We start from the raw sequence: 25,482 nt of genomic DNA on the forward strand, positions 1-25,482 counted from the left end.
TTGGGTCATGGCTAATAAGATTATTTTGATTGTGGATGATAATCAGGAAATTCTCGATGCTTTAAGCGAATATCTAGAACGCTCAAGCTTCACTGTGATTACTGCACTTGAAGGTAACGCGATGTGGAAACAGCTAGAAACTGTCACCCCAGACCTCATTATTTTAGACATCATGCTACCAGGAGATGATGGCTTAACTTTGTGCCAAAAGTTACGCTTACGATCTCAAGTCCCTATTATTATGCTAACCGCAGTAACTGATGATGCAGATCGTATTGCGGGGTTAGAAATTGGCGCTGATGATTACATAACCAAGTCGTTTAACCCTCGTGAACTATTAGCAAGAATCAAAGCTCTACTCAGGCGTTCAACATTCAGTCACAGCACAAATGAACGTAAGTTAAAATTTATGGATTGGACGTTCGATACCCTAAAACGACAATTGAAACATGAAGATGGTGAGGCAGTCTCTCTTTCTAGCGCCGATTATAACTTGCTTACCCTTATGCTTGACTCTCCCAATCAATTATTAAGTCGTAATGACATTGCACAAGCACTCTGGGGGAGGGATGCAGAGCCACTAGAGAGAGGGATCGATGTACAAATTAGCCGGTTGAGAAGGCAATTGAGGGACGATGATAGAAATACGATTATGACGGTGAGGCATCGTGGCTACATGCTTGTGATCGACTCTCATGGACTTCAATGTTGAAAAAAAACTTCTTTCAGTCAATGGTCGTACGTATTACGTTGTCTACGTTCTTGGTTATTGTCATGGCTGAAGTTCTGGCAGGTGCAGCTTGGTTTTCCACTACCTCGGTATCTAAACGAGAATCGGCGAGCCATGCTATGTTTGCGATAGCCTCTGCAGCTTCGGACACGATAAATTACTTTTCAGGGCTTCCAGTCAATTATCGTCATTTGGTTCTCGATCAATTACGAAATATTGGGGGAACACGATTCTTTATTTCCATGAATAATCATAGGCTTCCTGTTCCTTCGCTTAGTCATCACTCTTTAGTGCCTCAAATGCAGGTGCAAGCATCAGATCTTTTAGAACAACAACTTAAAACGTCACACTCAGTACATGTCACTTTGACCAAGCGAGACGATCTTCTATTGTTTAACTCAGGTATCAAGCTGAATGAGCTGCCTGCATTGTGGAAAGATTACAGCTTAGTGTTAGGTAAGCTCGATCTCCCAATAGCGGTTATTCAAGTTCAACTAGAAAATAATGAGTGGCTCTATTTAGCGACCGTTATTCCTCTGTCTTTCGATAGCTTGACCGATAAATTTATTGATAGTCGCCAGATCACCTTTCTTTTAATTGTCACTTTTATGCTAATGGGGGTCTCTTACGTCGTGCTACAAAAAGAAATTCGTCCTTTTCGATCTCTTGCTCGCTCCGCAACGCTTATGGGGTCGGAAATGCAGATTGAAGAAATCAAAGAAGAAGGAAGTTCAGAAACCAGAGCTGCGATCCATGCTTTCAACAAAATGAATCGTCGTATTAAAGCGAACTTACGTGACCGAAATATGTTCTTTAATGCTATTTCACATGACATCAAAACACCTCTAGCCTGCTTAAAACTTCGTACAGAAATGCTCAGCGACAATACGACAAGGCTTAAATTTGAAAAGCTGTTGAATGAAGTCGAGATGATGTTAAACGGAGCGTTACAGTGCATGCGAGATAATGATATTCATGAAGAATTTGAGTGGATAGACATGAATGATATTTTTGAACAATGTGCGGCTATTCATAACAAAAACAACTTATGTGTAAATCTTGTCGATATGCCAGATGTTAAATTCTACGGTAAACCATTAGCAATTAAGCGTTGTCTCTTTAATTTGGTAGATAATGGCATTAAATATGGGGATGTCGTGAATATCAGCATGTTTGTTAACTCTGATTCTATTCATATTGTACTGCGCGATTCAGGTGCAGGGATTGACGAAAGCATACTAGAAAAAGTATTTGAGCCTTATTTTAGAGGTAGCGATTCAAGCGTGGATGGGTCCGGTTTAGGCTTGGCAATTTCCCGCAGTATCGCAAGAAGCCATGGAGGGGATATTAAATTATCGAATGCACCAGAAGGAGGGCTAGAAGTCGACATTATTTTGGTAAGCAGCTTATGAAAATGTGGGTATTCTTGGTTGCTCTTTTTGTTACACAGCCAGCATTATCTACCCCCTCTATAGAGATGTTGCATTGGTGGACGGCAGAAGGTGAAGGCTCAGCATTGTCGGTGATCGAAGACAGGTTTCGTCTGCTGCCTTTTACATTAAAAAGTGATCCAATTGCAGGAGGAGGCGGTGGGCCTGCTAAATCTATCCTTCAAGCGAGAGCGATTGCTGGCTATTCACCAGACATCGCGCAGATGGAAGGTCCTGCTATTCAGTCTTGGGCGGCACTAGGGTTCTTAATGGACATGAATGAAGTCGCTAAATTGAATAACTGGGATCAATCGCTGTACCCTGATATTCAAGCCATTCACAAATACAATGGGAACTATGTTGCCATTCCTCTTAATATTCATAGACTAAACTGGATGTGGATAAACACAGAGGTATTAGCTGAACACCAGCTGCCCCCCCCCTAATGATTGGGATTCATTATTGCTGGCATTGAATGTACTAAAAAACAAAGGTATTACACCACTTGCTTTGGGGGAAGACCCTTGGCAAGTTGTTCAAATTTTTGAAAACATTGCATTCGGAGTGGGTGGTGCTCACTATTATCGCCAGGCTTTTGTTGATTTAGACTCCGAAGCTTTGAACAGCCCCGAAACACTAGAAGCACTAGATCGCTTTCGATCTCTTGCTAATATTGTTGGAAATGATTTATCAAAAATAAGTTGGGATCAAGGAACAAAAGCACTGCTCAAGGGGGAATACGCATTTCAATTTACAGGAGATTGGGCTTTAGGTGAAATGCTAAGCTCTGGCTCTAGCATTCCTGACTACATTCAATGCAGCCCATTTCCTTCTACGGAAAATGGTTTTATCTACAATGTAGATAGCCTAGCCTTTTTTTCCACTCGTTCAAATGAAGAACAGAATATAACCTCAATTATGGCCGCGCTATCTGCCCCTGAGTTTCTTTTAGAGTTCAGTAAAAAAAAGGGCTCAATACCAGCACAAGCTAATATTCCAATTGATGACTTATCGCGGTGCCAACAGAAATCTTATGATGACTATATACGAGCGAGTCGGGATGGTTCGGCAATGCCAAGCTTGACCGATTCAATGGCTGTTAATCCCGTCATTCAGAATGCAGTTTCGAATGAACTTTATCGTTATTTTATTGATTCATCGATAACGTCTAAAACACTTATCGGTCACCTTAATGCTATTAATAATGAAATGTTTCGATAGTTGATAGCCTACCTACATTGCTATGTCATGAACGAATAGGCATTACTCTTAACCACATTTCTCTGCCATTGATTAGGGCGAACCTAATGTAAAAAACGAGTTACAAACTGCTTGCTATTTGTAACCTTGAGATTCAATTAGCTTGATAAAGTTCGTTGGTATTCTAACGATATTAAAGGACTTTATTATGCTAGATAGTTTTAAAAGCGGCTTATCTAAGCTTTCCTTAATTGGTAAAGCATTGATGTTGCCCATATCTATATTACCCGCTGCGGGGTTATTACTTGCCTTCGGTGCTAAGCTCGACATTCCCCTAATGATGCGTGCTGGTGGCGTTATATTTGATAACTTAGCTTTACTGTTTGCGGTAGGAGCCGCGGTTGGTTTGACTAAGGAGTCAGGGATTGCCGCTTTAGCCGCGATTGTCGCTATGGTCGTGATGAATGCGACAATGGGGGTGGCGCTCGGCATTACACCTGAGATGGCGATGGGGGGTGGTCGTTATGCAATGGTGATGGGTATTCCTTCATTGCAAACGGGTGTCTTTGGCGGACTAATTGCTGGTATCCTCGCAGCCGTTATGTATCAACGTTTTTATGATACTAAGCTGCCTGATTTTCTTGGTTTCTTTGCCGGTAAACGCTTTGTACCGATTGTGACTGCGTTTTCTGCATTCTTAATTGGTTTAGTCTTACCCCATATTTGGTCATATATTCAATCAGGTATTGATGCGCTATCGCATATGGCGAATGGCGGAAACATGTACGTCTCAACTTTCATCTACGGATTTATGGAGCGCGCTTTAATTCCAGTTGGTCTCCATCATATTTTTTATAGCCCTTATTGGTTTTCTTTCGGTGAGTACACAACTGCCGCGGGCACCATTGTAAATGGCGATCATACCATTTGGTTTAAAATGCTTGAAGATGGAGTAAAAACGTTCTCAACCAGTGAATACCAAGAAGCAGGAAAATTCCTATCGGGTAATTTTGCTATCTACATGTTTGCTTTCCCTGCTGCATGTTTAGCTATGTATCATGAAGCGAATGATAAAAATAAAAAAATTGTAGCAGGTATTTTAGGCTCTGCTGCTCTTACTTCTTTTGTTACAGGTATAACAGAACCCGTTGAATTTGCTTTTATCTTTGTCGCACCTTTACTTTATGTTTTTTCTGCAATCATGGCAGGGGTGTCTTACGCGGTGACTTATGCGTTGGATGTTCATATTGGTAAAACCTTCTCAGCCGGCATTATTGATTTCGTGTCTTTTGGTGTTCTTCCCGCGATGGATGGGTTCAAAACTAACTGGATCAACGTGATTCTTTGGGGGCTAACCATGGCCGCTATTTATTACACGGTTTTCCGTTTTGCTATTCGAAAGTTCAATTTGAAAACAGTAGGACGTGAGGATACTCAAAGTAAGGCGATCACTTTGGACAATGAAGATTTAGCTAGTGAAATCACAATCTTGATTGGTGGTGCCGCTAACATTACTTCGATAGGAGCATGTATTACGAGATTGCGTTTACAGATTAAAGATCAGGCTCTTGTGGATGAACAAGGAATCAAAGACCTAGGTGCTATGGGGGTCATAAAAGTAGGTTCAAGTGGCCTGCAAATTATTTTGGGCTCAAGAGCTCAATTTGTGGCTGATCTTATGAGTGAAAGAACTGGTGAGTCACCAAGTGCACTATCAACTAACCTAAGTTAAAAGCACGGGCTACTTCCGATAAAGCTGATGGCAACAAGCTTGTTGTCTCTTATACATAAATAGTAACGCTATCAACGTTATGGTTGGTGGCGTCTATTTATATTTAAAATTTTGAAGTTATGACAGCTTTAGTATTCAACTAATGCGCTTTGAGTAGGATTCAGTTATCATCTGTTGCACGAAATTTTGGTTAGATGTACGGAACTATGCTAAAAGTCGCGATAAATGGATTTGGACGAATAGGGCGCAATGTATTGCGCGCTGTCTATGAAAGTGGCAAAAGCCAACAAATCAAAGTAGTAGCGGTCAATGAGCTTGCTCAACCTGACGCTATGGCTCACCTATTGCAGTACGACACCAGTCACGGCCGCTTCGGCAAGAAAATATCTAACGATCAAGAGCACATCTATGTGCATCATGGCATTGGTGCTGAAGATAAAGGCGAGTTTGATACGATTCGTATCTTACATCTGGCTGATATTGAGCTGTTGCCTTGGCGTGATCTTGAAGTCGATATTGTTCTCGATTGTACCGGTGTTTACGGTTGCCGAGATGATGGCCTAGCGCACATCGCTGCTGGAGCTAAAAAGGTACTGTTTTCACACCCTGGTGCTAACGACCTTGATAACACAATTATCTATGGTGTAAATCACGATACTATCGAAGCTGACCACCGAATCGTTTCCAATGGTTCATGCACCACTAACTGTATTGTCCCTATCATTAAAGTACTTGATGATGCCTTTGGTATTGAGTCAGGTACCATTACGACCATTCACTCTTCAATGAATGATCAGCAAGTTATTGATGCATACCATAGCGACTTGCGTCGTACTCGAGCGGCAAGCCAATCTATCATTCCTGTCGACACCAAATTGCATAAAGGCATTGAAAGAATCTTCCCGAAATTTTCTAACAAGTTCGAAGCGATATCTGTGCGTGTGCCGACGGTAAACGTCACTGCGATGGATTTAAGTGTCACAATTAATACAAATGTGAAAGTTAATGACGTAAATCAAACCATTGTTAATGCTTCCCAGTGTACATTACACAATATAGTTGACTATACTGAAGCGCCGCTCGTTTCCATCGACTTTAATCACGATCCCCATAGCGCAATCGTTGATGGTTCACAAACTCGAGTGAGCAATGGCACCTTAGTGAAAATGCTGGTGTGGTGTGACAATGAATGGGGCTTTGCGAACCGAATGCTGGATACGGTTCTTGCAATGCAAGCTTCAGAAGGCAAGAAGTAAGACCTAGAAGCAAATGTGTGGATTATTTATTTTTTAGCTTGAAATAAATACTAAGTGTCCACATATTATTAGCAGTTAAAGCATTACCAGTTGAATAATTTATAGGCTTAGCAGGGTTGCTGAGTTTCCAAAACTTTATTTTTATTTAAATTTGAGAGGACAAATCATGTCTGTGATCAAGATGACTGACCTGGAACTTGCAGGTAAACGCGTATTTATCCGTGCTGACCTAAACGTACCAGTAAAAGACGGTAAAGTAACTTCAGATGCACGTATCCTAGCATCTCTACCAACTATCAAACTTTGCCTAGAAGCTGGCGCAAAAGTTATGGTTACTTCTCACCTTGGTCGTCCTACTGAAGGCGAGTACAACGAAGAGTTCTCTCTAGCTCCTGTAGTTAACTACCTAAACGACGCACTAGACTGTGACGTTAAACTAGCGAAAGATTACGTAAATGGTCTTGAGCTAAACGCTGGTGAACTAACTGTTCTTGAAAACGTTCGCTTTAACAAAGGCGAGAAGAAGAACGAAGAAGCTCTTTCTAAGCAATACGCTGCACTATGTGACATCTTCGTAATGGATGCATTCGGTACAGCTCACCGTGCTCAAGCGTCTACACACGGTGTGGGTACTTACGCTCCTGTAGCATGTGCTGGTCCTCTTCTAGCTGCAGAGCTTGAAGCGCTTGGTAAAGCAATGGACAACCCAGCTCGCCCACTAGTGGCTATCGTTGGTGGTTCTAAAGTTTCTACTAAACTAACCGTTCTAGAATCTCTTTCTAAAATCGCTGACCAACTTGTTGTTGGTGGTGGTATCGCGAACACGTTCATCGCTGCTGAAGGCCACAACGTAGGTAAGTCTCTATACGAAGCTGACCTAGTTGAAACGGCTAAGAAGTTAATGAAAGAGTGTGCTATCCCAGTAGCGACTGATGTTGCATGTGCTAAAGCATTCGACGAAAACGCAGAAGCTGAAATCAAGCACGTTTCTGAAGTTCAAGACGACGACATGATCTTCGACCTTGGCCCTGATTCAACTGCAGCACTAGCTGAAATCATCGGCAACGCAAAAACGATTCTTTGGAACGGCCCTGTAGGCGTATTCGAATTCAAAAACTTTGAAGCGGGTACTGCGGGTATTTCTAAAGCAATCGCTGACTCTGAAGGTTTCTCAGTAGCAGGCGGTGGTGACACACTAGCGGCTATCGACAAGTTCGGTATCAAAGCAGATGTTTCTTACATCTCTACTGGCGGCGGCGCTTTCCTTGAGTTTGTTGAAGGTAAAGTACTTCCTGCAGTAGCAATGCTTGAAGAGCGTGCTAAAGCGTAATTGATTTAGAAAGGCGAGATGTGAATCTCGCCTTTTAACGTTTGCTGCATATCACACTTTTTTGCTAGAATGGCACAAGTTGTGAGCAAACGATTGCAAATTTTTAAACTTAAGTTTTTTATCTTAAAACGAATAGAATAAATAGGACTATTTCCATGTCTAAGATCTTCGATTTTGTAAAACCTGGTGTAATTTCTGGCGATGACGTACAGAAAGTATTTGAAGTAGCAAAAGCAAACAAATTTGCTCTTCCTGCAGTAAACGTAATCAACACTGATACTATCAACGCTGTTCTTGAAGCTGCTGCTAAAGCTAAAGCTCCTGTTGTTGTTCAGTTCTCTAACGGCGGCGCTGCATTCTTCGCTGGTAAAGGCGTTAAACTTGAAGGTCAAGGCGCACAAATTCTTGGCGCTGTAGCTGGTGCAAAATACGTTCACGCAGTAGCAGAATCTTACGGTGTTCCAGTTATTCTTCATACTGACCACGCTGCTAAGAAACTTCTTCCATGGATCGACGGTCTACTAGACGCTGGTGAAGAGTTCTTCGCTCAAACTGGTAAGCCACTATTCTCTTCTCACATGCTAGATCTTTCTGAAGAGTCTCTAGAAGAGAACATCGAAACATGTGCAGCTTACTTAGCTCGCATGGCTAAACTAAACATGACAATCGAGATTGAACTTGGTTGTACTGGTGGTGAAGAAGACGGCGTTGATAACTCTGATATGGACGCATCTGAGCTTTACACTTCTCCTGAAGATGTTGCTTACGCATACGAGAAACTAAACGCAGTTAGCCCACGTTTCACTATCGCAGCTTCTTTCGGTAACGTACACGGTGTTTACCAAGCTGGTAACGTTGTACTTACTCCAACTATCCTGCGTGATTCTCAAGCATACTGTGCTGAGAAGTTTGGCATTGCAGCTGACGCTCTTAACTTCGTATTCCACGGTGGTTCTGGTTCTTCTGAAGCAGAAATCCAAGAGTCTATCGGCTACGGTGTTATCAAAATGAACATCGATACTGATACTCAGTGGGCTTCATGGGATGGCGTTCGTACTTACGAAGCTGAGAACCGTGATTTCCTACAAGGTCAAATCGGTAACCCAACTGGCGAAGCTGCTCCAAACAAGAAGTTCTACGATCCACGCGTATGGCTACGTGCTGGTCAGTCTTCAATGGTTACTCGTCTTGAGAAAGCATTCGCTGACCTTAACGCTGTAGACGTACTGTAATTCTTTGAATTAAGTACTCTTTAAGTTTTAAAAACCCGCTCATTGAGCGGGTTTTTTTATGTCTGATAGAAACTTGTATTAAATATGTGAAAAACCTAGCCTACGGTGAATAAATTTCGTAGTCTTTTAGTTATCGGTATTTGTGTTTATTGGTAAGTTTTATTAATCCAAAAGCTTACATAAATATGACTTTGCAATCGGTCAAAGATAGGATATCGTGCCGAAAAACTGGACCTGGTTCAGTTTATAAAAAGGACTTGGCTTTTATTTGCTTTTAACACAGTGACTTAACAGGAGTTAAACTGTTTATTATTGTAAAAGTAAGTTTGGCTTAAGACAGTTTAGCTCATAGCATATTATATAGAGGATGCACATTATGGCTGATAGTTCGACAGCGCTTGAGACTCCAATTGTGGATGGTTTGTCTCACGCAGAGCAGTGGTTAACAAATAACTCAGATCTGTTTATTCAATACGGTGTAAACATTATCTCAGCACTGATAATTCTATTTATTGGTAATCTTATTGTTAAAGCAGTAGCGAATAGCGTGTCTAAGGTTCTTCAGAAGAAGAAAATGGACCGAGCAGTTGTGGAATTCGTCCATGGTTTAGTTCGTTACTTGTTGTTTGTTATTGTTTTAATTGCTGCACTTGGTCGTTTAGGCGTTCAAACTGCATCTGTAGTCGCTGTTATTGGTGCGGCTGGTTTGGCTGTTGGTCTTGCACTACAAGGCTCACTATCTAACTTTGCTGCGGGTGTACTTATCGTTGCATTCCGTCCATTCAAGTCTGGTGACTACGTGGAGATTGGTGGTGTAGCAGGGTCGGTTGATTCAATTCAAATCTTCCAAACCGTTCTAACAACGCCAGACAACAAGATGGTTGTAGTGCCGAACGGTAGCGTTATTGGTAGCCCAATTACAAACTACTCACGTCATGATACGCGTCGTATTGATTTGATGATCGGTGTTTCTTACAACGCTGATCTTCAGAAGACAAAAGCGCTACTGACTAAGATCTGTGAATCAGATGAACGAGTACTGAAAGAACCTGGTGTTAAAGTTGGTGTTCATACACTGGCTGACTCTTCAGTCAACTTTGTTGTTCGTCCATGGGTTAGCACTGCTGACTACTGGAATGTTTATTTCGACCTTATGCAAGCTATCAAAGAAGGCTTGGATAACGAAGGTATCGAAATCCCATTCCCGCAAATGGATGTACACATGAATAAAGTTGAAGCTTAATTTCTAGTTAGTTTTTATAGCTATAAGCTTTTATAAGGAAAGGCGGATAACTTAGGTTATTCGCCTTTTTTGTTGGATGAGTAAAGTTTGTTTGATGACTAAAGAAGAATAGGTTTACCCGTATTGCTCAATGAGTCCATTGGCGAGCACAAGTGCAATAGCGAACATCATGGTTGCTACTGCGATATCGATGCCTTTCTTAACTTTAGGTTTCGATAGCGTTGGACCTAGCTTTGCTGCGCCCAATGACAAAGAATAAAACCACACGAATGAAGCTAAGATAGTCCCCATCGCAAACGCAACTCTGTCGTTGCCTTCAAATTGCCCACCAATAGATCCAAGAATCACCACGGTATCCAAATAGAGGTGTGGGTTTAATACGGTTACAGCTAATGCACCCAAAATAACGGTGCGCTTGCCACGAGCTAATACCTCACCTTTTGATTCATCACTGGTGCGCGTTTTGAATGCACTGCGCAGTGATAGCAAACCATATACCGTTAGAAAAGCGATACCGCCCAATGTCACAGAGGTAAGCAGCAATTCATTTTGAGACAGAATTGCTCCGCCACCAAAAATACCCAATGAGATAAACAGGGTATCGAGCAGGCTACAAATCGTTGCAGTCGTTAAATGATGATTGCGTTTTATGCCTTGATTTAGGACGTACGCATTTTGTGCGCCTATCGGGATTATCATACTTGCCCCTAGACCAAAACCTTGTAATAAAACCCAAAAACTCATTTTAACCTCCACTTAATTAACGATATTTACGTGCTATGTGGCGAAGATACTCCGACCCTTTAAATAAGTATAATTAATGATTTTAATCCATTATTAGAGTTGCTAATGTGGTATTGGGTTAGCTTAAAAAGGAAGCAAATTGATGCGTGGATTGGATTATAAATGGATTGAAGCACTGGATGCCGTTGTGAAACAACGTAGCTTTGAGAGGGCCGCTGAGCAGTTATACATCTCCCAATCAGCGGTGTCCCAACGTATCAAACAGCTAGAAAAGTGGTTAGCCCAGCCAGCGCTGGTGAGAGAAAACCCACCAAGGCCTACACCAGCAGGAAAAAAACTATTGGGTTTGTATCGTCGTGTTCGCTTGTTAGAGCACGAGCTTGTGCCTGAGTTAATGAATGAAGAGGGTACTCAGCCACTATCGATATCCATAGCCACCAACGCTGATAGTTTGGCGACATGGTTGTTACCTGCACTGTCGGATGTGATGAAGTCTCATCAAGTCGAGTTGAACCTCGCGATTCATGGTGAGTCTAGAACCATTGAAAAAATAAAAAGCGGTGAGGTTGCCGGTGCGATCAGTTTGGAGCCCCAAGCGATCCCTGGATGCAGTGCTGATTACCTCGGTAGGATGGATTATGTGTGTGTGGCGAGTCCTGACTTTCATCAGCGTTACTTTTCTGAGGGCGTTAACTACGCCACCTTAAGCAAAGCGCCTGCGGTTTCCTATGATCAATACGATGATCTGCATAAGAAATTTCTGCATGATCATTTCAATGTACCCAGAGACAGTGTGATTAACCATACGGTCGGCAGTTCAGAAGCATTTGTGCGATTGGCATTATCGGGGGTTGCCTATTGCTTGATTCCTCGATTACAGATCATCGACGAGCTAGAGTCCGGTGCTTTGATTGATATTACACCGGGCTTTCTGCTGTCTTATCGCATCTATTGGCACCATTGGCAGCTTGAGAGTGGGGTGCTAAAAGAGGTATCCCAGGCGATATTAAGTTTTGCTCACAATCATTTACCTCAGTAAGTTGTTGGTTTTTTCAGCGTCAAAGTTCTGTTAGATGTGCACAATCAGGATTGGCTAAACGATAAATTACTCTATGATGGAAGGACATTTGTTTAGCATAGGTCTACCTAATGAAGTTTGTACCAAAGATGTTAGCAACGTCTCTTACTCTTACTGCTGCGTTGAGTGCTGTGAGCTTTCCATCACTGGCTGACTCTCCATCCTTTCCGCATATTTCAACAACAGGTTATGGTGAAGTCATCGCGACACCAGATATGGCGACATTCTCAGTGAGAGTGGTAGAGTCAACGATGACGGCTGAACAGGCTAAAAGTACTGTTGATAAAGTGGTAACGGGCTTTCTAAATAAGCTGCACCAAGCCGGCGTAGATGAGGCGAGCGTACACAGCTCGAACCTGTATTTATCTCCTCAATATCATTACCCGAAAAATGGCAAACCTGAACTGGTTGGTTACCGTGCGTCACGTAATGTGACCGTTCAAGTGAATGAGCTCGCTAATCTCAATGAGTACATGGATATTGCAATAGGACAGGGTATTAACCAAATCGATAATATCCAGCTGCAAGTGCGTGACCAAGCTAAGTATCAAGAGCAAGCACGCTTAGAAGCAATCAAAGATGCAAGGTCGAAAGCTAAGTCGTTAGCGAGTGGCTTTGAACGAGAGTTAGGTGACGTTTGGCGAGTTGACTACAACGCACAATCTTCTCAGCCTGTATTGATGCGTTCAATGGCAATGGATGCAAGAACCGAGTCTAATTCTTATGAAGATTCGACGATCACCATTCGTGATCGAGTGAATGTGATCTACCAGCTAGAAGAGTAGTGAGCATACCTCTGGGAGGGATTGGATCATCATGATCTATTTACCTACAGTAGGCCAAATACTAAAAAGGCTCTCATTACGAGAGCCTTTTCTATTTTTACTTATGATCTAATTCGATGATTAGTGAAGTAGACGAGCACGGATTGTGCCTTCGATCTCTTTCAGTTTAAGCAGTGCTTCTTCAGAGCGATCGGCTTCTACATCGATAACAACATAACCCATATCCGCTGCAGTCTGTAGATACTGACCTGCGATGTTGATCCCTTCTTCTGCGAAGATGGTGTTGATCTGAGTTAGGATACCTGGGCGGTTTTCGTGAATGTGTAGCAAGCGAGATGTGCCCGTATGCAATGGCAGTGATACCTCTGGGAAGTTAACACTTGATAGCGTAGAGCCGTTATCAGAGTATTTCGCTAGTTTACCAGCAACTTCAACTCCGATGTTCTCTTGTGCTTCTTGAGTTGAACCACCCACGTGAGGCGTTAGAATCACGTTATCGAACTGCATTAATGGAGACTCAAACGGGTCTGCATTGGTTTTTGGTTCTGTTGGGAAAACATCAATAGCCGCACCAGAAAGGTGACCAGAATCCAGAGCGCTACACAGAGCTGGGATGTCAACTACCGTGCCACGAGCTGCATTGATAAAGATAGAGCCAGGCTTCATGCGCTCGAACTCTTCTTTACCCATCATGTCTTTAGTTTCATTGGTTTCAGGTACGTGTAAAGAGATCACGTCACACTTATTCAGCAACTCGGTCATCGTATGAACTTGAGTGGCATTACCTAGAGACAGCTTGTTTTCGATATCGTAAAAGTAAACACGCATACCCAGGTTTTCAGCAATAATACCTAGCTGAGTTCCGATGTGACCGTAGCCAATAATACCTAAACGCTTACCACGAGCCTCGTAAGAGTTGTCAGCACTCTTTTTCCAGATACCACGGTGAGCAAGAGCATTCTTCTCTGGGATACCGCGAAGCAGTAATAGAACCTGACCTAGAACGAGTTCAGCAACGCTTCGAGTGTTTGAGAACGGTGCATTGAAAACAGGGATACCGCGCTTAGCTGCTGCTTGAAGGTTGACTTGGTTAGTACCAATACAGAAACAACCGACGGCAACCAGCTTTTCAGCCGCATCAATAACTTCTTGGGAGATGTTGGTGCGAGAACGGATACCAATGAAGTGAGCATCTTTAACTGCTTCAAGAAGCTCATCTTCAGGTAGTGAGCCTTTGTGGTACTCAATGTTTGTGTAACCAGCGGCTTGCAGTACTTCTACAGAAGAAGGGTGAAGACCCTCTAGAAGTAGAATTTTAATTTTGTCTTTTTCCAGTGAAACTTTGGCCATTGTTCTCGTCCTTAAAATGGAAAGGTTGGGCAAATGCGGCGCACGTGCTACAAAATGGCTGAAAGGGGAACAAATTCACCACTTTGTTAGGAGACAAACGTTTTCCCTGTGCGTCTTCTGAACAATAAAGTAACAAAAAAAAAATGTTTTGGGTAAGAAAATTACGGAATAAGACATAATTTTACAGCAATAAAGCAAAAAAAACGGCGCCCTAGGGCACCGTCTGTAATGAAGTAACAGAAAAACTCAATCTTCTATTATTTATTATTCGATTTTTGCACCTTCAGGCGTGCCTGTGATAACCACATCAGCACCACGGTGAGCGAACAGGCCAACCGTCACCACACCAGCAATACCATTGATGATATCTTCTAGTTGTTTCGGGTTTTCAATCGCCATGCCGTACACATCTAGGATCACGTTGCCGTTATCGGTTGTGCAGCCTTCGCGGTAAACTGGGTCACCACCAAGTTTTACCAGTTCACGTGCAACGTATGAGCGTGCCATTGGGATAACTTCAACAGGCAGTGGGAATTTACCCAACACATCAACTGCTTTGGTACCATCAACGATACAAATAAACTTATCAGAGATAGCTGCTACGATTTTTTCACGAGTCAAAGCAGCGCCGCCGCCTTTGATCATATCGCGAGAACCGTTAATCTCGTCAGCGCCATCAACATAGATGTCTAGCTTGAATACGTCGTTGCATTCGAATACTTTGATTTCTAGCGCTTCTAGTTTTTCAGTAGAGGCTACAGAGCTTGAAACCGCACCCTTGATTTTGTCTTTCATTGTGCCAAGTGCGTCGATGAAGTGATTTACTGTTGAGCCAGTACCTACACCTACAATGCTGCCTTCTTCAACATATTGAAGTGCTGCCCAGCCCGCTGCTTTTTTCATTTCATCTTGAGTCATGCCATTCTCCTGAATAAGGTCTTGCGCTTTGAATTAATCGTTTGCGTAATGATGAAGTTAACGTTTAGATATTGGGGTAATTTTTGGATATCGAGGTTAACGTTTGCGGCGCGATTATAGCGCTTTAATGGTTGTTTTCCCATTGCCAAGTTTTACTCGGAGTCACGATTTTAGGTAACGGAATGTCCCAACCTTCAATTGGTAAGCGATCGACATGTTGGCAATCGTGAGCAAGGCCAATCGGTGTTGCGCCATTGCCCGTCTCGAACCATCGAGCCAAGGTGCGATCGTAATATCCGCCGCCCATGCCTAAGCGATGCCCTTGAGAGTCAAAGCCCACCAGTGGTGTGAGAATCAGATCAAGTTGCTGACATGGTTTGACGAGCAATTGATTCAGCTGAGGTTCAACGATACCGTATTTATTAAGGACGGTCGGTGTGTCTGGAGAATAATGAAGAAATAACAGGTGTCCGGCAGAGAAGGGGTGTAATACCGGTAAATAAGTTTGCTTGCCTTGCGCCCATAACCATTCAATTAAAGGCTGGGTATCGAGTTCGCCATCAATGGAAATATAGAGGGCGATATGTTGAGCTGACTGAATCTCATCAAGCTGAGAACACTGCTTAACTAAGTCTATACCGGATTGAGTTTGTTGGTTGCCAGATAAGGCATTACGTTTGATACGGATCTGTTTGCGAAATTCGCTGCGTGTGAGCGTCTTCATAAGAAGGGATACCCCAAAGTGCCGTTGAGAATAGATGGCCCTTGAACCAGCGAGTTCAAGGCGGATCAGCAATGATTACCGTAGGCTTCTCGGCGGACCGAGCATGCTCAATAGCACTCAAGTACTAACCCTTAGGGATTGCTTATCGGCTCGGGGACGTGAATCCTCTGACAAACACTCCAGGGTAAATTTTGTGTACGCTATTGCTGTCCGTGCTTAACTTTACTGAGGACATCTGAAAGTGATGTCGTGAGCTGTTCCATTCGCTCGGTCAGTGCGTTTTGTTCATCATTTGCTTCAAACTTCTTGGTTTGTAATTCATAGCAAATGTTCAGAGCTGCGATCGTTAGCAGCTTCACTTCATTGGTTACCTTAGTACGTTCAGCCATCTCTTTCAATCGATTATCAAGATCGGCCGCCGCTGCAATCAATGACTCTTCTTGCCCTGGGGGACAATTCACTCGAGTCAGTTTTCCTAATATTTCAACGTCTACCGCTTGATTACTCATGATGGATGAACTCTTTAACGCACTATTTAAGGCTGTTGCTCTTTATCATTTTTTGAGAAAGAAAAAGTGCAAGTACCGATGAGGAAGCAATCTCCTCTGAGGGAGAAACTATAGGTAAACCGCTATTAAGATTCAAGCTTTTCAGAGTGACTGTTTGTAAATGAGAGCTTGAGCACACAGTAATTCAGCAAATTGAACAATTGGTAGTCAGTCATCCTTCAATTGCTCAGGATCGATGCTTACCAGAATTGGGGTGAAGTGGTACGATTATACTATCGATATAAAGAATAACTGAGCGAGCTATCTGATGAGCGAAACTACTTTACCTGACTACCTAACGGTTGCGACTGAACTTCAATCGGCAAGCCTAGCCGTAAACCCTGCTGAGATGCATGGTTTATTAACGGGTATGTTGAGCGGAGGCTTAAACCTGGCAGATAAAAGCTGGCAACCACTGATCTTTGATTACACCAATGAAGGCATGGGCTGGCCAGATCGCGCATTAACGCTTGCGGAAGCAACGCTAAAAATAACGACCAGCGAAATCACAGGTTCAGGCATGGAACTGTCTATGTTGCTGCCGGATGAAGACGCAAGCGCAAGCCTGTTTGATCTTGCGGACGGTGTGTCTGATTGGATTAACCACTTTATTTCTGGTTTAGGCTTGGTTGGTGCTCAATTGAATAAAGCGTCTGACGGTACCAAAGAAGCCTTGGCTGATCTGGAAGAGATGGCGAAGCTGGGTATTGATGAAGAAGACGACTTAGAAGAGCAAGCACAGCTTCTAGAACACGTTATTGAACACGTAAAAGCGTGTGCACTAACGATTCATGCTGAATTCGGTGCTCGCCCATTTGAAGATGCAGCTCCAACCATTCATTAATCCGCTTGTCGGTTTGAGGTTATAATGGCTCAGTATGATGTTGTAATTGCTGGTGGCGCAATGGCAGGGGCGACCTTAGCCCTTGCTCTGAATCACCTCAGTCAAGGTTCTCTATCGATCGCGGTAGTAGAGCCTTATCAGGTTGATCATCAAGCTCACCCTGGTTTTGATTCTCGTTCGATCGCTTTGTCTTATGGCACGGTGCAGATCCTTGATTCTTTGCATTTGTGGCAATCTATCGCACCGGTAGCAACCCCGATTAAAGATATCCATGTATCGGATAGAGGGCATGCCGGGATGACGGACATCTACAGTGAAGAGCTTGCTGTTGATGCGCTTGGCTATGTGGTGGAGTTGGCGGATGTGGGTCGAATCTATCAGCAGAAGCTTGAATCAGAAGCTGCAATTACGATGCTTTGCCCTGAGTCTGTCAGTAAAGTCGAACGTGAAGAGTTGCAAACGACGATTGAACTGACAAGTGGGCAAACAGTAACAACTAAGTTATTGGTTGCTGCCGATGGCGCTATCTCAACATGTTGCAAGCAACTCAATATCTCATTGAGTGAGCATGACTTTGAACAAGTTGCTGTGATTGCCAATATCGTGGCGAGCGAACCTCATCAAGGTCGCGCATTTGAGCGTTTTACTCATCATGGGCCAGTCGCTCTATTACCGATGAGTGATAACCGTTTGTCGTTGGTTTGGTGTTTGTCACCGGAGCAAGCACAAAAAGTGATGACGCTAAACGACAACGAATTTCTTGAGCAGTTGCAGAGTGACTTTGGTTGGCGACTTGGCAGACTCGAGAAGGTAGGCAAGCGTGCCAGTTACCCACTGATTCTTCGTCATCGTCAGCAAAATATCTCTCATCGATTTGCGATTATTGGTAATGCCGCTCAAACGCTTCACCCAATTGCAGGACAAGGCTTTAATCTTGGCATCCGTGATGTGGCTTCCTTGGCGGAAGAGTTGTGTACTCAGTTAGATGATGTGGGGCGTTACAATGGTCTTGTTAACTTTAGAAAGCGTAGAGAACAAGATAGAGACACGACGATTACGCTGACATCAAGCCTAGTTCATCTGTTCTCAAACGATTTTTTGACCGCTCGCATTGGGCGTAATCTTGGGTTAGCCGTAATTGATAACCTTCCACCACTTAAAGGTCCACTTTTGCGTCATACGCTTGGCCTAGTAGAAAGATAAGGTAGAAAAATAATGATGCAAAGTGTTGATATCGCGATTGTTGGTGGAGGCATGGTTGGCCTAGCGCTTGCTGCTGCGTTGAAAGACAGTGACCTAAGAATTGCCGTCATTGAAGGCAGGGCACCCAGTGAAGGGCTTAGCGAATTGCCTGATGTGCGTGTGTCGGCATTGAGCCGCTCTAGTGAAGTGATTCTTCGTAACTTAGGCGCATGGCAAGGTATTGAACAAAGACGTGCTGCGCCCTACCAAGCGATGGAAGTGTGGGAACAAGACAGCTTTGCTCGCATTGAATTTGACTCAACACGCTTAGCACAGCCTAACCTAGGTCATATTGTAGAAAACCGCGTAATCCAATTAGCGCTGCTTGATCAGGTTAAGAAGCAAGATAATGTCAGCCTATACATGCCTGCAACGTGTAAAACGATGGCGATTGGTGAGAGCGAAGCATGGCTAACGTTAGACAACGGCCAAGCGCTGACAGCAAAGTTAGTTGTTGGAGCTGACGGTGCAAACTCTTGGGTTCGTAAGCAGCAAGACATTCCATTAACTCATTGGGATTACGGCCACAGTGCGATTGTCGCGAACATCAAAACCACTGAGCCGCACCACAGCGTTGCTCGTCAAATATTCACACCTCAAGGCCCATTGGCGTTTCTACCAATGCAGCCAGCGAATATGAGCTCGATTGTTTGGTCTACGGAGCCTAATCGTGCCGAGAAGCTGGTATCAATGTCGGACGCGGATTTTAATAAGCAGTTAACGGCAGAGTTCGACTCAAAACTTGGTTTATGTGAAGTGGTTGGTGAGCGTTTTGCCTTCCCACTGCGCATGCGCTATGCACGTGACTTTGCTGTAGAGCGTGTCGCTTTGGTTGGTGATGCAGCTCATACGATTCACCCGTTAGCGGGGCAAGGCGTTAACCTTGGCCTATTAGATGCTGCAAGCTTAGCGCAAGAGCTGTTAACGCTTTGGGCTGCTGGCGAGGACATTGGTACCAAGCGTAACCTTCGTGGCTACGAGCGCTGGAGAAAAGCAGAGGCGGCGAAGATGATTGCTTCAATGCAGGGCTTTAAAGATCTGTTTGAAGGCGACAACCCAGCCAAGAAGCTGATTCGTGGTATCGGTATGAAGCTCGCGGGTCAATTACCGGGTGCGAAAGATGAGATCATGAAGCGAGCACTGGGTTTGTCAGGCAATCTTCCTGATCTAGCCAAGCGTCCAGTTACGCACCAATAATCGTGAATCAACAGTCGCAAATCAACAGTCGCAAATCAACAGTCGCAAATCAATAGTCGCGCATGGGTGAGGCATTGTTGATGGTCAGCTGCTGGAGCTGATTGCCATTGACTCAATCTGAACACGAAAAAAGGGTTGGCATTATGCCAACCCTTTTTGTTTTTAATTCTGTAGATAATCAGGTCATGCGTATGCGCAGCGCAGTTTCATGATTTCACTATTTATTTCTTTTACCGTTTGAAAGTGACGCCTTTCTGCTCGGTCTGGCAGCACGAGTTTACCGTTATCAAACTCAAATTTACCTACGCCGTAAATGTAGATTCGTCCTTTGAAAAGTCGACTTACATGTTTAGCAATCATACTCGGTGTATAGCGCTTAAACAGTCTCATTTTTAATTATCCTTATATTTACCTAGCCTGCATATTATAGAAAAACTCCGAGATAATTATTGTGATAAGCATGGAGTAATATGCAGTAGAGTTAACGTTAATTAGATATTTGTGCTGTTCTAAGCACTTTCTTCAGTAAATATCTATTTTTACGTGAGCTCCTCCCCAAAATAATACTGAGTAGTGAACTGCTACGAACTTTCCTGTCCGGTATTAAGCAGTGTTAATGTTACAAGTATAAGAATAGGCGGGATTTTTTTGTTTGTGTAATCAAATTGTAAATTTTGAACAAAAAAAGCCCGTCTAAAACGGGCGAATAGTCACAGATGCATTACACAAAAGTGGATACTGATGTTACTCAGTGGATTCACTTGTACTGATTTGCTTAAAGGCTAGTCAGTAAAATTACAATAACGCAAATTCAATCTTGTGACTACTTATGCTTTTGTTTTGAGTAACTATTTAATGTGGGTGTGTTTTTATTATGACGAAGTTCACACTAAAAATGTACTCAATGAAATATTGAAATGAAGTTTGCGAAGCATGATCTGTTCGAAATGATCATCGACTGATGTCAGCGACGATCGGTGCACATAGTGCTATAAGATCATTGGAATCCAACGCAACGCCAGCCATTCGATCACCCGAGCTAATGGTAACGGTCGAATTGCTCTGAATGGAAGGATCAAAAATGATCGGCATGTATCTCTTTAGAGCAAGAGGCCCAACACATCCAGCTTTAAAGCCTGTGATGCCTTCAACATCAGCGAGTGATACGCAGGTCATTCGACGGCAATTCAGCACCGAGCGTACTTTCTTTGGATCGATAGAGCGATCGCCTGGAGTACAGGCTAACGCATACTGGTTTCCCATATCCTTAAGCAGGATGCACTTCACCATTTGAGAGGCATCAATGCCTCGTTCTTGCGCGGTTTCTTCAATGCTGGTGGTTGGCTTGCTTTGTACCAGCAGGCGATAGTCCACCTGCTGTTGATCCAACCATTGTGTAATCAGTGTTTCCACGTGGCTACTCTTCGTCAAGGTTGTAAGGCAGTGGCAGGATATTCCATGTTTGATCAGGTTGCGCAGTCAATCGAAGCTGAACATCATCATCTAGGTTGTTTGGCAACACCATCAAACCAATCGCTTGGTTATCAGCAAATTGATAGACGTTTAATAGTCGGCCTGCGCCACGCCAGTTTTCACCTACGCTACGCTCTAGTTCAATCGTATTCTCTAGAGACAATACATCTGAAGTCGTTCCTGAAACAATGCGCATTTCACGTTTGTTCATGCCACGATACTTAGCGCGAGCAACCGTTTCTTGACCTGTGTAGCAGCCTTTTGAAAAGCTGATACCGCCAATCGCTTGCAGGTTAAGTGCTTGAGGAATGTGCTCGTTTTGCTCTGCTTTGGTTAGGTTCGGCTGAGCATCAAGAATTTCATGATACTGCCACAGCGCTTCCGATACTTTTTCTGCTGTGCTGCTTGATACCAAGGCTTCTGCTGCTTCTTGCGTAACAAGTAGAGCCCAACGGTTGTCAGAGACTTGAACCGCTGTGCCACCAGAGATAACACGTACTTTACCTTGGCTTTCTGAAATCGAGTCAATGTATTGATCAGCAGACGCGCCCATCACACCGATAACAACGTCAGACGTTTGCTCGATATCAACCTTAGAGAATACGGCGTACTTCTTGATTTCAACTAACTCGACTTCAATTGCCGATCTAGGCTGCATAAGAGCGTAACCACCATTGTGGTGGAACAAACGAAAGATACTCCAAACCTTTCCTTTCGCATCACAATGCGCGCCTAATGTAGATTCATCATTAGGAAGAGTGACGACATCGCACGTTACTTGACCTTGCAGGTACGACTTTTTGTCATCGCCTATCATGGTGATTGCACTCCAGTCTGACACGTGTGTGATCATCAGATCTGGAAGCGATTCATTTTGCGTATGAGCGAGCGGCTGAAATGTGTTTTTCCAATCCATTTTATCTTTCCTAAGAATTTTATTTGGCTCTATGTTAATCCGGTTCTGTTTCTTTGTCAGCCTAGGTTTTTTTGTGAGCTTAGATAGGGACTGTGACTCACATAGTAGTTGCAGAGCGTATGACTTGTTACACTCCGAGAAAGAAAAATTATAGGTGAGGATAGCCAATGTACACTGCAGAGCAGAAAGCACGAATTAAATGGGGTTGCCGTCGTGGCATGTTGGAACTTGACGTAGTTATCATGCCATTTTTCGAAGAGTGTTTTGATTCATTGCAAGAGCAGGAACAGCGCGAGTTTGTTTCTCTATTAGAGTGTGATGACCCAGATCTGTTTACTTGGGTGATGGGACACGGGCGCAGTGAAAACCTAGGTCATGCATCAATGGTTGATAAAATTGTCGCGCATAACCTCAGCAAGGTTCGTTAGGCTTCAGCTTAACCCTTCATATTCCGCATTATTTGCAAAAGGCACTATTTTTGGGTGCCTTTTGTTTTTCATCGTATTTTCTTCCATCCCTCTTGTTGCCAGTCTCTACTGTTTGTATCTCATGATCGCTTTATTCAAAACCGATGCGGTTGTGGTTAATGCGGCTCAAGGCTGTTTCGATTACAAGCTCGATGGGGAAGTTAGATTGAATGACCAACCTTATGTTCTCAAGACCGTCGATAAGGTTTGGGCGCAATTTTTCGTTAAGCTGAGCTTTGAATGTGGACATTCAGTTTTGTTATGGCGAGATAGTTGTGATGAGCGTGAGTATCGACATTTTCTGGCAAACTTACAACGAGCCCGCGAGATAAACTAGAGCATCAAATAAAAGAAAGCGTAGATAAAAGAAAAGAGAGCACTTGGCTCCCTTTCGTTTGATTGATTTTGGTTAACGTATTAAGCCGCTAAAACTTATAACCAATGGTTATGATTGGTTTCTCTCTGGTGTGAGAATGGTTGGGCCGCTGTCTTCTGCAAGCTCTGGGTAATCCAACGTATAGTGCAGGCCTCGGCTCTCTTTACGTTGCATCGCACAACGCACCATCAGTTCAGCCACTTGCAATAAGTTACGCAGTTCAAGCAGGTTGTTCGAAACCTTAAAGTAGCTGTAGTACTCATGAGTTTCTTGCTGCAGCATCTGAATACGGCGCATTGCACGTTCTAGACGTTTATCCGTTCGAACAATACCCATGTAATCCCACATGAACAGTCTTAGCTCGTGCCAGTTATGTTGAATGATCACCTCTTCATCACTGTTGGTGACTTGGCTTTCATCCCATGCTGGAAGTTCTGCACACAATTGAGATTGGTCGATGTTTTCAACGATATCTTTTGCTGCTGCCCAAGCATAAACAACACACTCAAGCAGTGAGTTTGACGCCATGCGGTTCGCACCGTGTAAGCCGGTGTAACTCACTTCACCAATCGCATATAAGTTAGTTAAGTCGGTTTGACCTTGCTTATTCACCATCACACCACCGCAGGTATAGTGCGCAGCAGGTACGATCGGGATCGGCTCTTTGGTCATGTCGATACCCAAATCCATCAAGCGGGTGTGGATCATTGGGAAATGCGCGGTAATGAACTCTTCAGGCTTGTGGCTGATGTCGACATACATGCAGTCTGCGCCTAAGCGTTTCATTTCGAAGTCAATCGCACGAGCAACCACATCACGAGGAGCCAGTTCACCACGCTCGTCGAAGTCCTTCATGAATCTTGAACCATCAGGGCGACGTAAATAAGCGCCTTCGCCACGTAAGGCTTCTGTCAGAAGGAAGTTACGCGCTTCTGGGTGGAATAAACATGTTGGGTGGAATTGGTTGAATTCGAGGTTTGCGACACGGCAACCAGCACGCCAAGCGATAGCAATACCATCACCTGAAGAGACATCCGGGTTCGAAGTGTATTGGTAAACCTTGGAAGCACCGCCAGTTGCGAGTACCACAAATTTAGCACGCACGGTTTCTACGTGTTCTTGGTTACGGTTCCAGATATAGGCACCGATAACCTTGTCTTTCGAACCACCAACCTTATCTTCGGTGATCAAATCTAGCGCATTGTGACGCTCGAAGATCTCGATGTTTGGGTGATTGTTGACGTTATCTTGCAGTGAGGTTTGCATTGCCATGCCAGTTGCATCGGCAGCGTGCAGAATTCGGCGGTGACTGTGGCCACCTTCACGAGTGAGGTGATATTTTGGTTGGCCTTCAGTGCTGTTCTCATCTTTATCAAATGGAACACCACCATCAATCAGCCATTGCACACACTCTTTAGCATTTTCAGCAATGAATTGAACTGTATCTTCTTCGCATAACCCAGCCCCAGCAATTTGAGTATCTTCTACATGAGACTCAATACTGTCCGATTCATCGAACACCGCCGCAATACCACCTTGTGCGTAATACGTCGATCCTTCGCTGCGTGGTCCTTTGCTTAATACAATTACTTTTGCATGCTCTGCTACGCGTAAGGCTAATGACAAGCCTGCCGCACCACTTCCTACCACTAATACATCACACTGATGTTCACGGTTTGCGTTCATAAAACTTATTAAATCCCGGGCTATAGTCGAGTTGTCCATGCTCAATTGACTTCGTCTTGTTTCAGGAGTTTGACTAAGACTGTTATAATCTTTCCCTAGTCATCCTAAAACACGACACAAAATCAATATATAGACAGCTATCTAGAAATATTTAATTGCTCAATACCATTGCTTTTGCTCAAGTTTCCCCAAATTGATAGGGATAACTATTTTTATTACATCACATTGTGAAACAATAATGGCAAATAATTTTAGGAAAGTTGGAACTTTCGGTATTTGGCTTAGTCACAATAGTGCTCTTGTAGACGGTGGTGTCAATACTACATTTCGCATAATTAGTACCCATATCTGTGAAGGTAAGGGTTATAACAATAGGAGTACCCGCTCGAATGAACGAGCAGCTAACCGATCAAGTGTTGATTGAGCGAGTTCAGAGTGGAGATAAGCAGGCATTTAACTTATTAGTGGTTAAGTATCAAAACAAAGTTTGTAATCTTATCTCTCGATACGTGAATAATTCCGGTGATGTACCAGATGTAGCACAAGAAGCTTTTATTAAAGCTTACCGCGCGATACCTAACTTTCGTGGTGAGAGTGCTTTCTATACATGGTTGTACCGAATTGCCGTGAACACCGCTAAAAATCATATCGTTGCCCAGAGCCGTAGGCCGCCAGCAACAGATGTAGATGCAGAAGATGCAGAATATTACGAAACAGGCAGCGCGTTAAAAGAAATATCGAACCCTGAGAACTTAACGCTGTCAAACGAATTGAAACAAGTTGTTTTTGGAGCGATTGAAGCGCTACCCGAAGACTTAAAAACTGCAATGACGTTGCGTGAGCTCGAAGGTTTGAGCTACGAAGAGATTGCAGAAGTAATGGATTGCCCTGTAGGAACCGTACGTTCGCGTATTTTCCGAGCTCGTGAAGCGGTGGAAAAGAAAATTAAACCTCTTTTACAACGCTAGAACTTGTAATAAT

The 25,482-nt window shown here is 43.5% G+C and carries 26 protein-coding genes and 1 other RNA gene; 17 read left to right on the forward strand and 10 right to left on the reverse strand.

Annotated features, from left to right (window positions below):
• The first annotated feature begins 7 nt into the window (after positions 1 to 7).
• From K08M4_RS02300 to mscS, 9 genes are all read left to right on the forward strand, one after another.
• A complete protein-coding gene (locus tag K08M4_RS02300) occupies positions 8 to 712 on the forward strand; it encodes a response regulator (protein WP_086048724.1) in 705 nt (234 codons plus the stop codon).
• Positions 713 to 774: 62 nt separating this feature from the next.
• Positions 775 to 2,142 (forward strand): ATP-binding protein, encoded by a 1,368-nt coding sequence (locus K08M4_RS02305; protein WP_232460215.1) that lies wholly within the window; start codon positions 775 to 777, stop codon positions 2,140 to 2,142.
• Positions 2,139 to 2,606: an ABC transporter substrate-binding protein gene (locus K08M4_RS22215; protein WP_232460216.1), complete on the forward strand. Its 468-nt coding sequence runs from the start codon at positions 2,139 to 2,141 to the stop codon at positions 2,604 to 2,606. Before K08M4_RS02305 ends, K08M4_RS22215 begins: the two co-directional genes overlap by 4 nt.
• 16 nt (positions 2,607 to 2,622) lie before the next feature.
• Complete coding sequence (locus tag K08M4_RS22220) at positions 2,623 to 3,381, forward strand: hypothetical protein (protein ID WP_232460217.1); 759 nt, start codon at positions 2,623 to 2,625, stop codon at positions 3,379 to 3,381.
• Between the two features lie 187 nt (positions 3,382 to 3,568).
• On the forward strand, positions 3,569 to 5,092 hold the full coding sequence (locus K08M4_RS02315; protein WP_086048725.1) for a PTS transporter subunit EIIC: 1,524 nt from the start codon (positions 3,569 to 3,571) through the stop codon (positions 5,090 to 5,092).
• 206 nt (positions 5,093 to 5,298) lie between these two features.
• The gene (epd, locus tag K08M4_RS02320; protein ID WP_029222970.1) at positions 5,299 to 6,348 is read left to right on the forward strand and encodes an erythrose-4-phosphate dehydrogenase; all 1,050 of its coding nucleotides are present in this window, start codon (positions 5,299 to 5,301) and stop codon (positions 6,346 to 6,348) included.
• Positions 6,349 to 6,514: 166 nt separating this feature from the next.
• A complete protein-coding gene (locus K08M4_RS02325) occupies positions 6,515 to 7,678 on the forward strand; it encodes a phosphoglycerate kinase (protein ID WP_004735491.1) in 1,164 nt (387 codons plus the stop codon).
• Positions 7,679 to 7,833: 155 nt separating this feature from the next.
• Positions 7,834 to 8,910 carry a class II fructose-bisphosphate aldolase gene (gene fbaA / locus K08M4_RS02330; RefSeq protein WP_086048726.1) on the forward strand — a complete coding sequence of 359 codons (1,077 nt, stop codon included), beginning with the start codon at positions 7,834 to 7,836 and terminating at the stop codon, positions 8,908 to 8,910.
• Between the two features lie 376 nt (positions 8,911 to 9,286).
• A complete protein-coding gene (gene mscS / locus K08M4_RS02335; protein ID WP_086048727.1) occupies positions 9,287 to 10,153 on the forward strand; it encodes a small-conductance mechanosensitive channel MscS in 867 nt (288 codons plus the stop codon).
• 114 nt (positions 10,154 to 10,267) lie between these two features.
• On the opposite strand, the gene K08M4_RS02340 is transcribed toward mscS, so the two are convergent.
• On the reverse strand, positions 10,268 to 10,897 hold the full coding sequence (locus K08M4_RS02340) for a LysE/ArgO family amino acid transporter (protein WP_012604800.1): 630 nt from the start codon (positions 10,895 to 10,897) through the stop codon (positions 10,268 to 10,270).
• A 142-nt stretch (positions 10,898 to 11,039) separates the two neighbouring features.
• Between K08M4_RS02340 and K08M4_RS02345 the strand changes: the two genes are divergently transcribed.
• The gene (locus tag K08M4_RS02345) at positions 11,040 to 11,936 is read left to right on the forward strand and encodes a LysR family transcriptional regulator ArgP (protein ID WP_086048728.1); all 897 of its coding nucleotides are present in this window, start codon (positions 11,040 to 11,042) and stop codon (positions 11,934 to 11,936) included.
• A gap of 110 nt (positions 11,937 to 12,046) precedes the next feature.
• The gene (locus tag K08M4_RS02350) at positions 12,047 to 12,760 is read left to right on the forward strand and encodes an oxidative stress defense protein (protein ID WP_086048729.1); all 714 of its coding nucleotides are present in this window, start codon (positions 12,047 to 12,049) and stop codon (positions 12,758 to 12,760) included.
• Between the two features lie 120 nt (positions 12,761 to 12,880).
• Here K08M4_RS02350 and serA read toward each other — a convergent pair whose 3' ends face one another.
• From serA to zapA, 5 genes are all read right to left on the reverse strand, one after another.
• Positions 12,881 to 14,110, reverse strand: a complete 1,230-nt coding sequence (gene serA, locus K08M4_RS02355; protein WP_086048730.1) for a phosphoglycerate dehydrogenase — start codon at positions 14,108 to 14,110, stop codon at positions 12,881 to 12,883.
• Between the two features lie 264 nt (positions 14,111 to 14,374).
• Positions 14,375 to 15,028 (reverse strand): ribose-5-phosphate isomerase RpiA, encoded by a 654-nt coding sequence (gene rpiA, locus K08M4_RS02360; RefSeq protein WP_086048731.1) that lies wholly within the window; start codon positions 15,026 to 15,028, stop codon positions 14,375 to 14,377.
• 124 nt (positions 15,029 to 15,152) lie between these two features.
• Positions 15,153 to 15,752, reverse strand: a complete 600-nt coding sequence (locus K08M4_RS02365; protein ID WP_086048732.1) for a 5-formyltetrahydrofolate cyclo-ligase — start codon at positions 15,750 to 15,752, stop codon at positions 15,153 to 15,155.
• A gap of 6 nt (positions 15,753 to 15,758) precedes the next feature.
• A non-coding RNA gene (ssrS, locus tag K08M4_RS02370) (6S RNA) lies at positions 15,759 to 15,941 on the reverse strand.
• Positions 15,942 to 15,952: 11 nt separating this feature from the next.
• Positions 15,953 to 16,261: a cell division protein ZapA gene (zapA, locus tag K08M4_RS02375; RefSeq protein ID WP_004735366.1), complete on the reverse strand. Its 309-nt coding sequence runs from the start codon at positions 16,259 to 16,261 to the stop codon at positions 15,953 to 15,955.
• 307 nt (positions 16,262 to 16,568) lie between these two features.
• Between zapA and K08M4_RS02380 the strand changes: the two genes are divergently transcribed.
• Genes K08M4_RS02380 through K08M4_RS02390 form a run of 3 tightly spaced genes read left to right on the forward strand, consistent with a single transcriptional unit; the run spans position 16,569 to position 19,583 of the window.
• Positions 16,569 to 17,144 carry a YecA/YgfB family protein gene (locus K08M4_RS02380; protein WP_086048733.1) on the forward strand — a complete coding sequence of 192 codons (576 nt, stop codon included), beginning with the start codon at positions 16,569 to 16,571 and terminating at the stop codon, positions 17,142 to 17,144.
• A gap of 24 nt (positions 17,145 to 17,168) precedes the next feature.
• Positions 17,169 to 18,347 carry a 2-octaprenyl-6-methoxyphenyl hydroxylase gene (gene ubiH, locus K08M4_RS02385; RefSeq protein ID WP_086048734.1) on the forward strand — a complete coding sequence of 393 codons (1,179 nt, stop codon included), beginning with the start codon at positions 17,169 to 17,171 and terminating at the stop codon, positions 18,345 to 18,347.
• Between the two features lie 12 nt (positions 18,348 to 18,359).
• A complete protein-coding gene (locus tag K08M4_RS02390; protein ID WP_086048735.1) occupies positions 18,360 to 19,583 on the forward strand; it encodes an FAD-dependent 2-octaprenylphenol hydroxylase in 1,224 nt (407 codons plus the stop codon).
• 183 nt (positions 19,584 to 19,766) lie between these two features.
• On the opposite strand, the gene K08M4_RS02395 is transcribed toward K08M4_RS02390, so the two are convergent.
• The 3 genes from K08M4_RS02395 to ygfZ form a co-directional block, all read right to left on the reverse strand.
• Positions 19,767 to 19,973 (reverse strand): DUF1107 domain-containing protein, encoded by a 207-nt coding sequence (locus K08M4_RS02395; protein ID WP_004735370.1) that lies wholly within the window; start codon positions 19,971 to 19,973, stop codon positions 19,767 to 19,769.
• Positions 19,974 to 20,534: 561 nt separating this feature from the next.
• Positions 20,535 to 20,996 carry an aminoacyl-tRNA deacylase gene (locus K08M4_RS02400; RefSeq protein WP_086048736.1) on the reverse strand — a complete coding sequence of 154 codons (462 nt, stop codon included), beginning with the start codon at positions 20,994 to 20,996 and terminating at the stop codon, positions 20,535 to 20,537.
• Positions 20,997 to 21,000: 4 nt separating this feature from the next.
• A complete protein-coding gene (gene ygfZ, locus K08M4_RS02405) occupies positions 21,001 to 21,972 on the reverse strand; it encodes a tRNA-modifying protein YgfZ (RefSeq protein ID WP_086048737.1) in 972 nt (323 codons plus the stop codon).
• A 167-nt stretch (positions 21,973 to 22,139) separates the two neighbouring features.
• Here ygfZ and K08M4_RS02410 point away from each other — a divergent pair, with 167 nt between their 5' ends.
• Both K08M4_RS02410 and K08M4_RS22450 read left to right on the forward strand, forming a co-directional pair.
• Positions 22,140 to 22,400, forward strand: coding sequence for an FAD assembly factor SdhE (locus K08M4_RS02410; RefSeq protein WP_004735374.1), 261 nt, complete (start codon positions 22,140 to 22,142; stop codon positions 22,398 to 22,400).
• Complete coding sequence (locus K08M4_RS22450; protein WP_354000825.1) at positions 22,348 to 22,776, forward strand: protein YgfX; 429 nt, start codon at positions 22,348 to 22,350, stop codon at positions 22,774 to 22,776. Before K08M4_RS02410 ends, K08M4_RS22450 begins: the two co-directional genes overlap by 53 nt.
• 108 nt (positions 22,777 to 22,884) lie before the next feature.
• Here K08M4_RS22450 and nadB read toward each other — a convergent pair whose 3' ends face one another.
• Positions 22,885 to 24,501, reverse strand: coding sequence for an L-aspartate oxidase (nadB, locus tag K08M4_RS02420; protein ID WP_017108682.1), 1,617 nt, complete (start codon positions 24,499 to 24,501; stop codon positions 22,885 to 22,887).
• A gap of 389 nt (positions 24,502 to 24,890) precedes the next feature.
• Here nadB and rpoE point away from each other — a divergent pair, with 389 nt between their 5' ends.
• Positions 24,891 to 25,469, forward strand: a complete 579-nt coding sequence (rpoE, locus tag K08M4_RS02425) for an RNA polymerase sigma factor RpoE (RefSeq protein WP_004735377.1) — start codon at positions 24,891 to 24,893, stop codon at positions 25,467 to 25,469.
• Positions 25,470 to 25,482: the final 13 nt, after the last annotated feature.

The sequence above is a fragment of the Vibrio syngnathi genome, from assembly GCF_002119525.1.
Lineage (GTDB): Bacteria > Pseudomonadota > Gammaproteobacteria > Enterobacterales > Vibrionaceae > Vibrio > Vibrio syngnathi.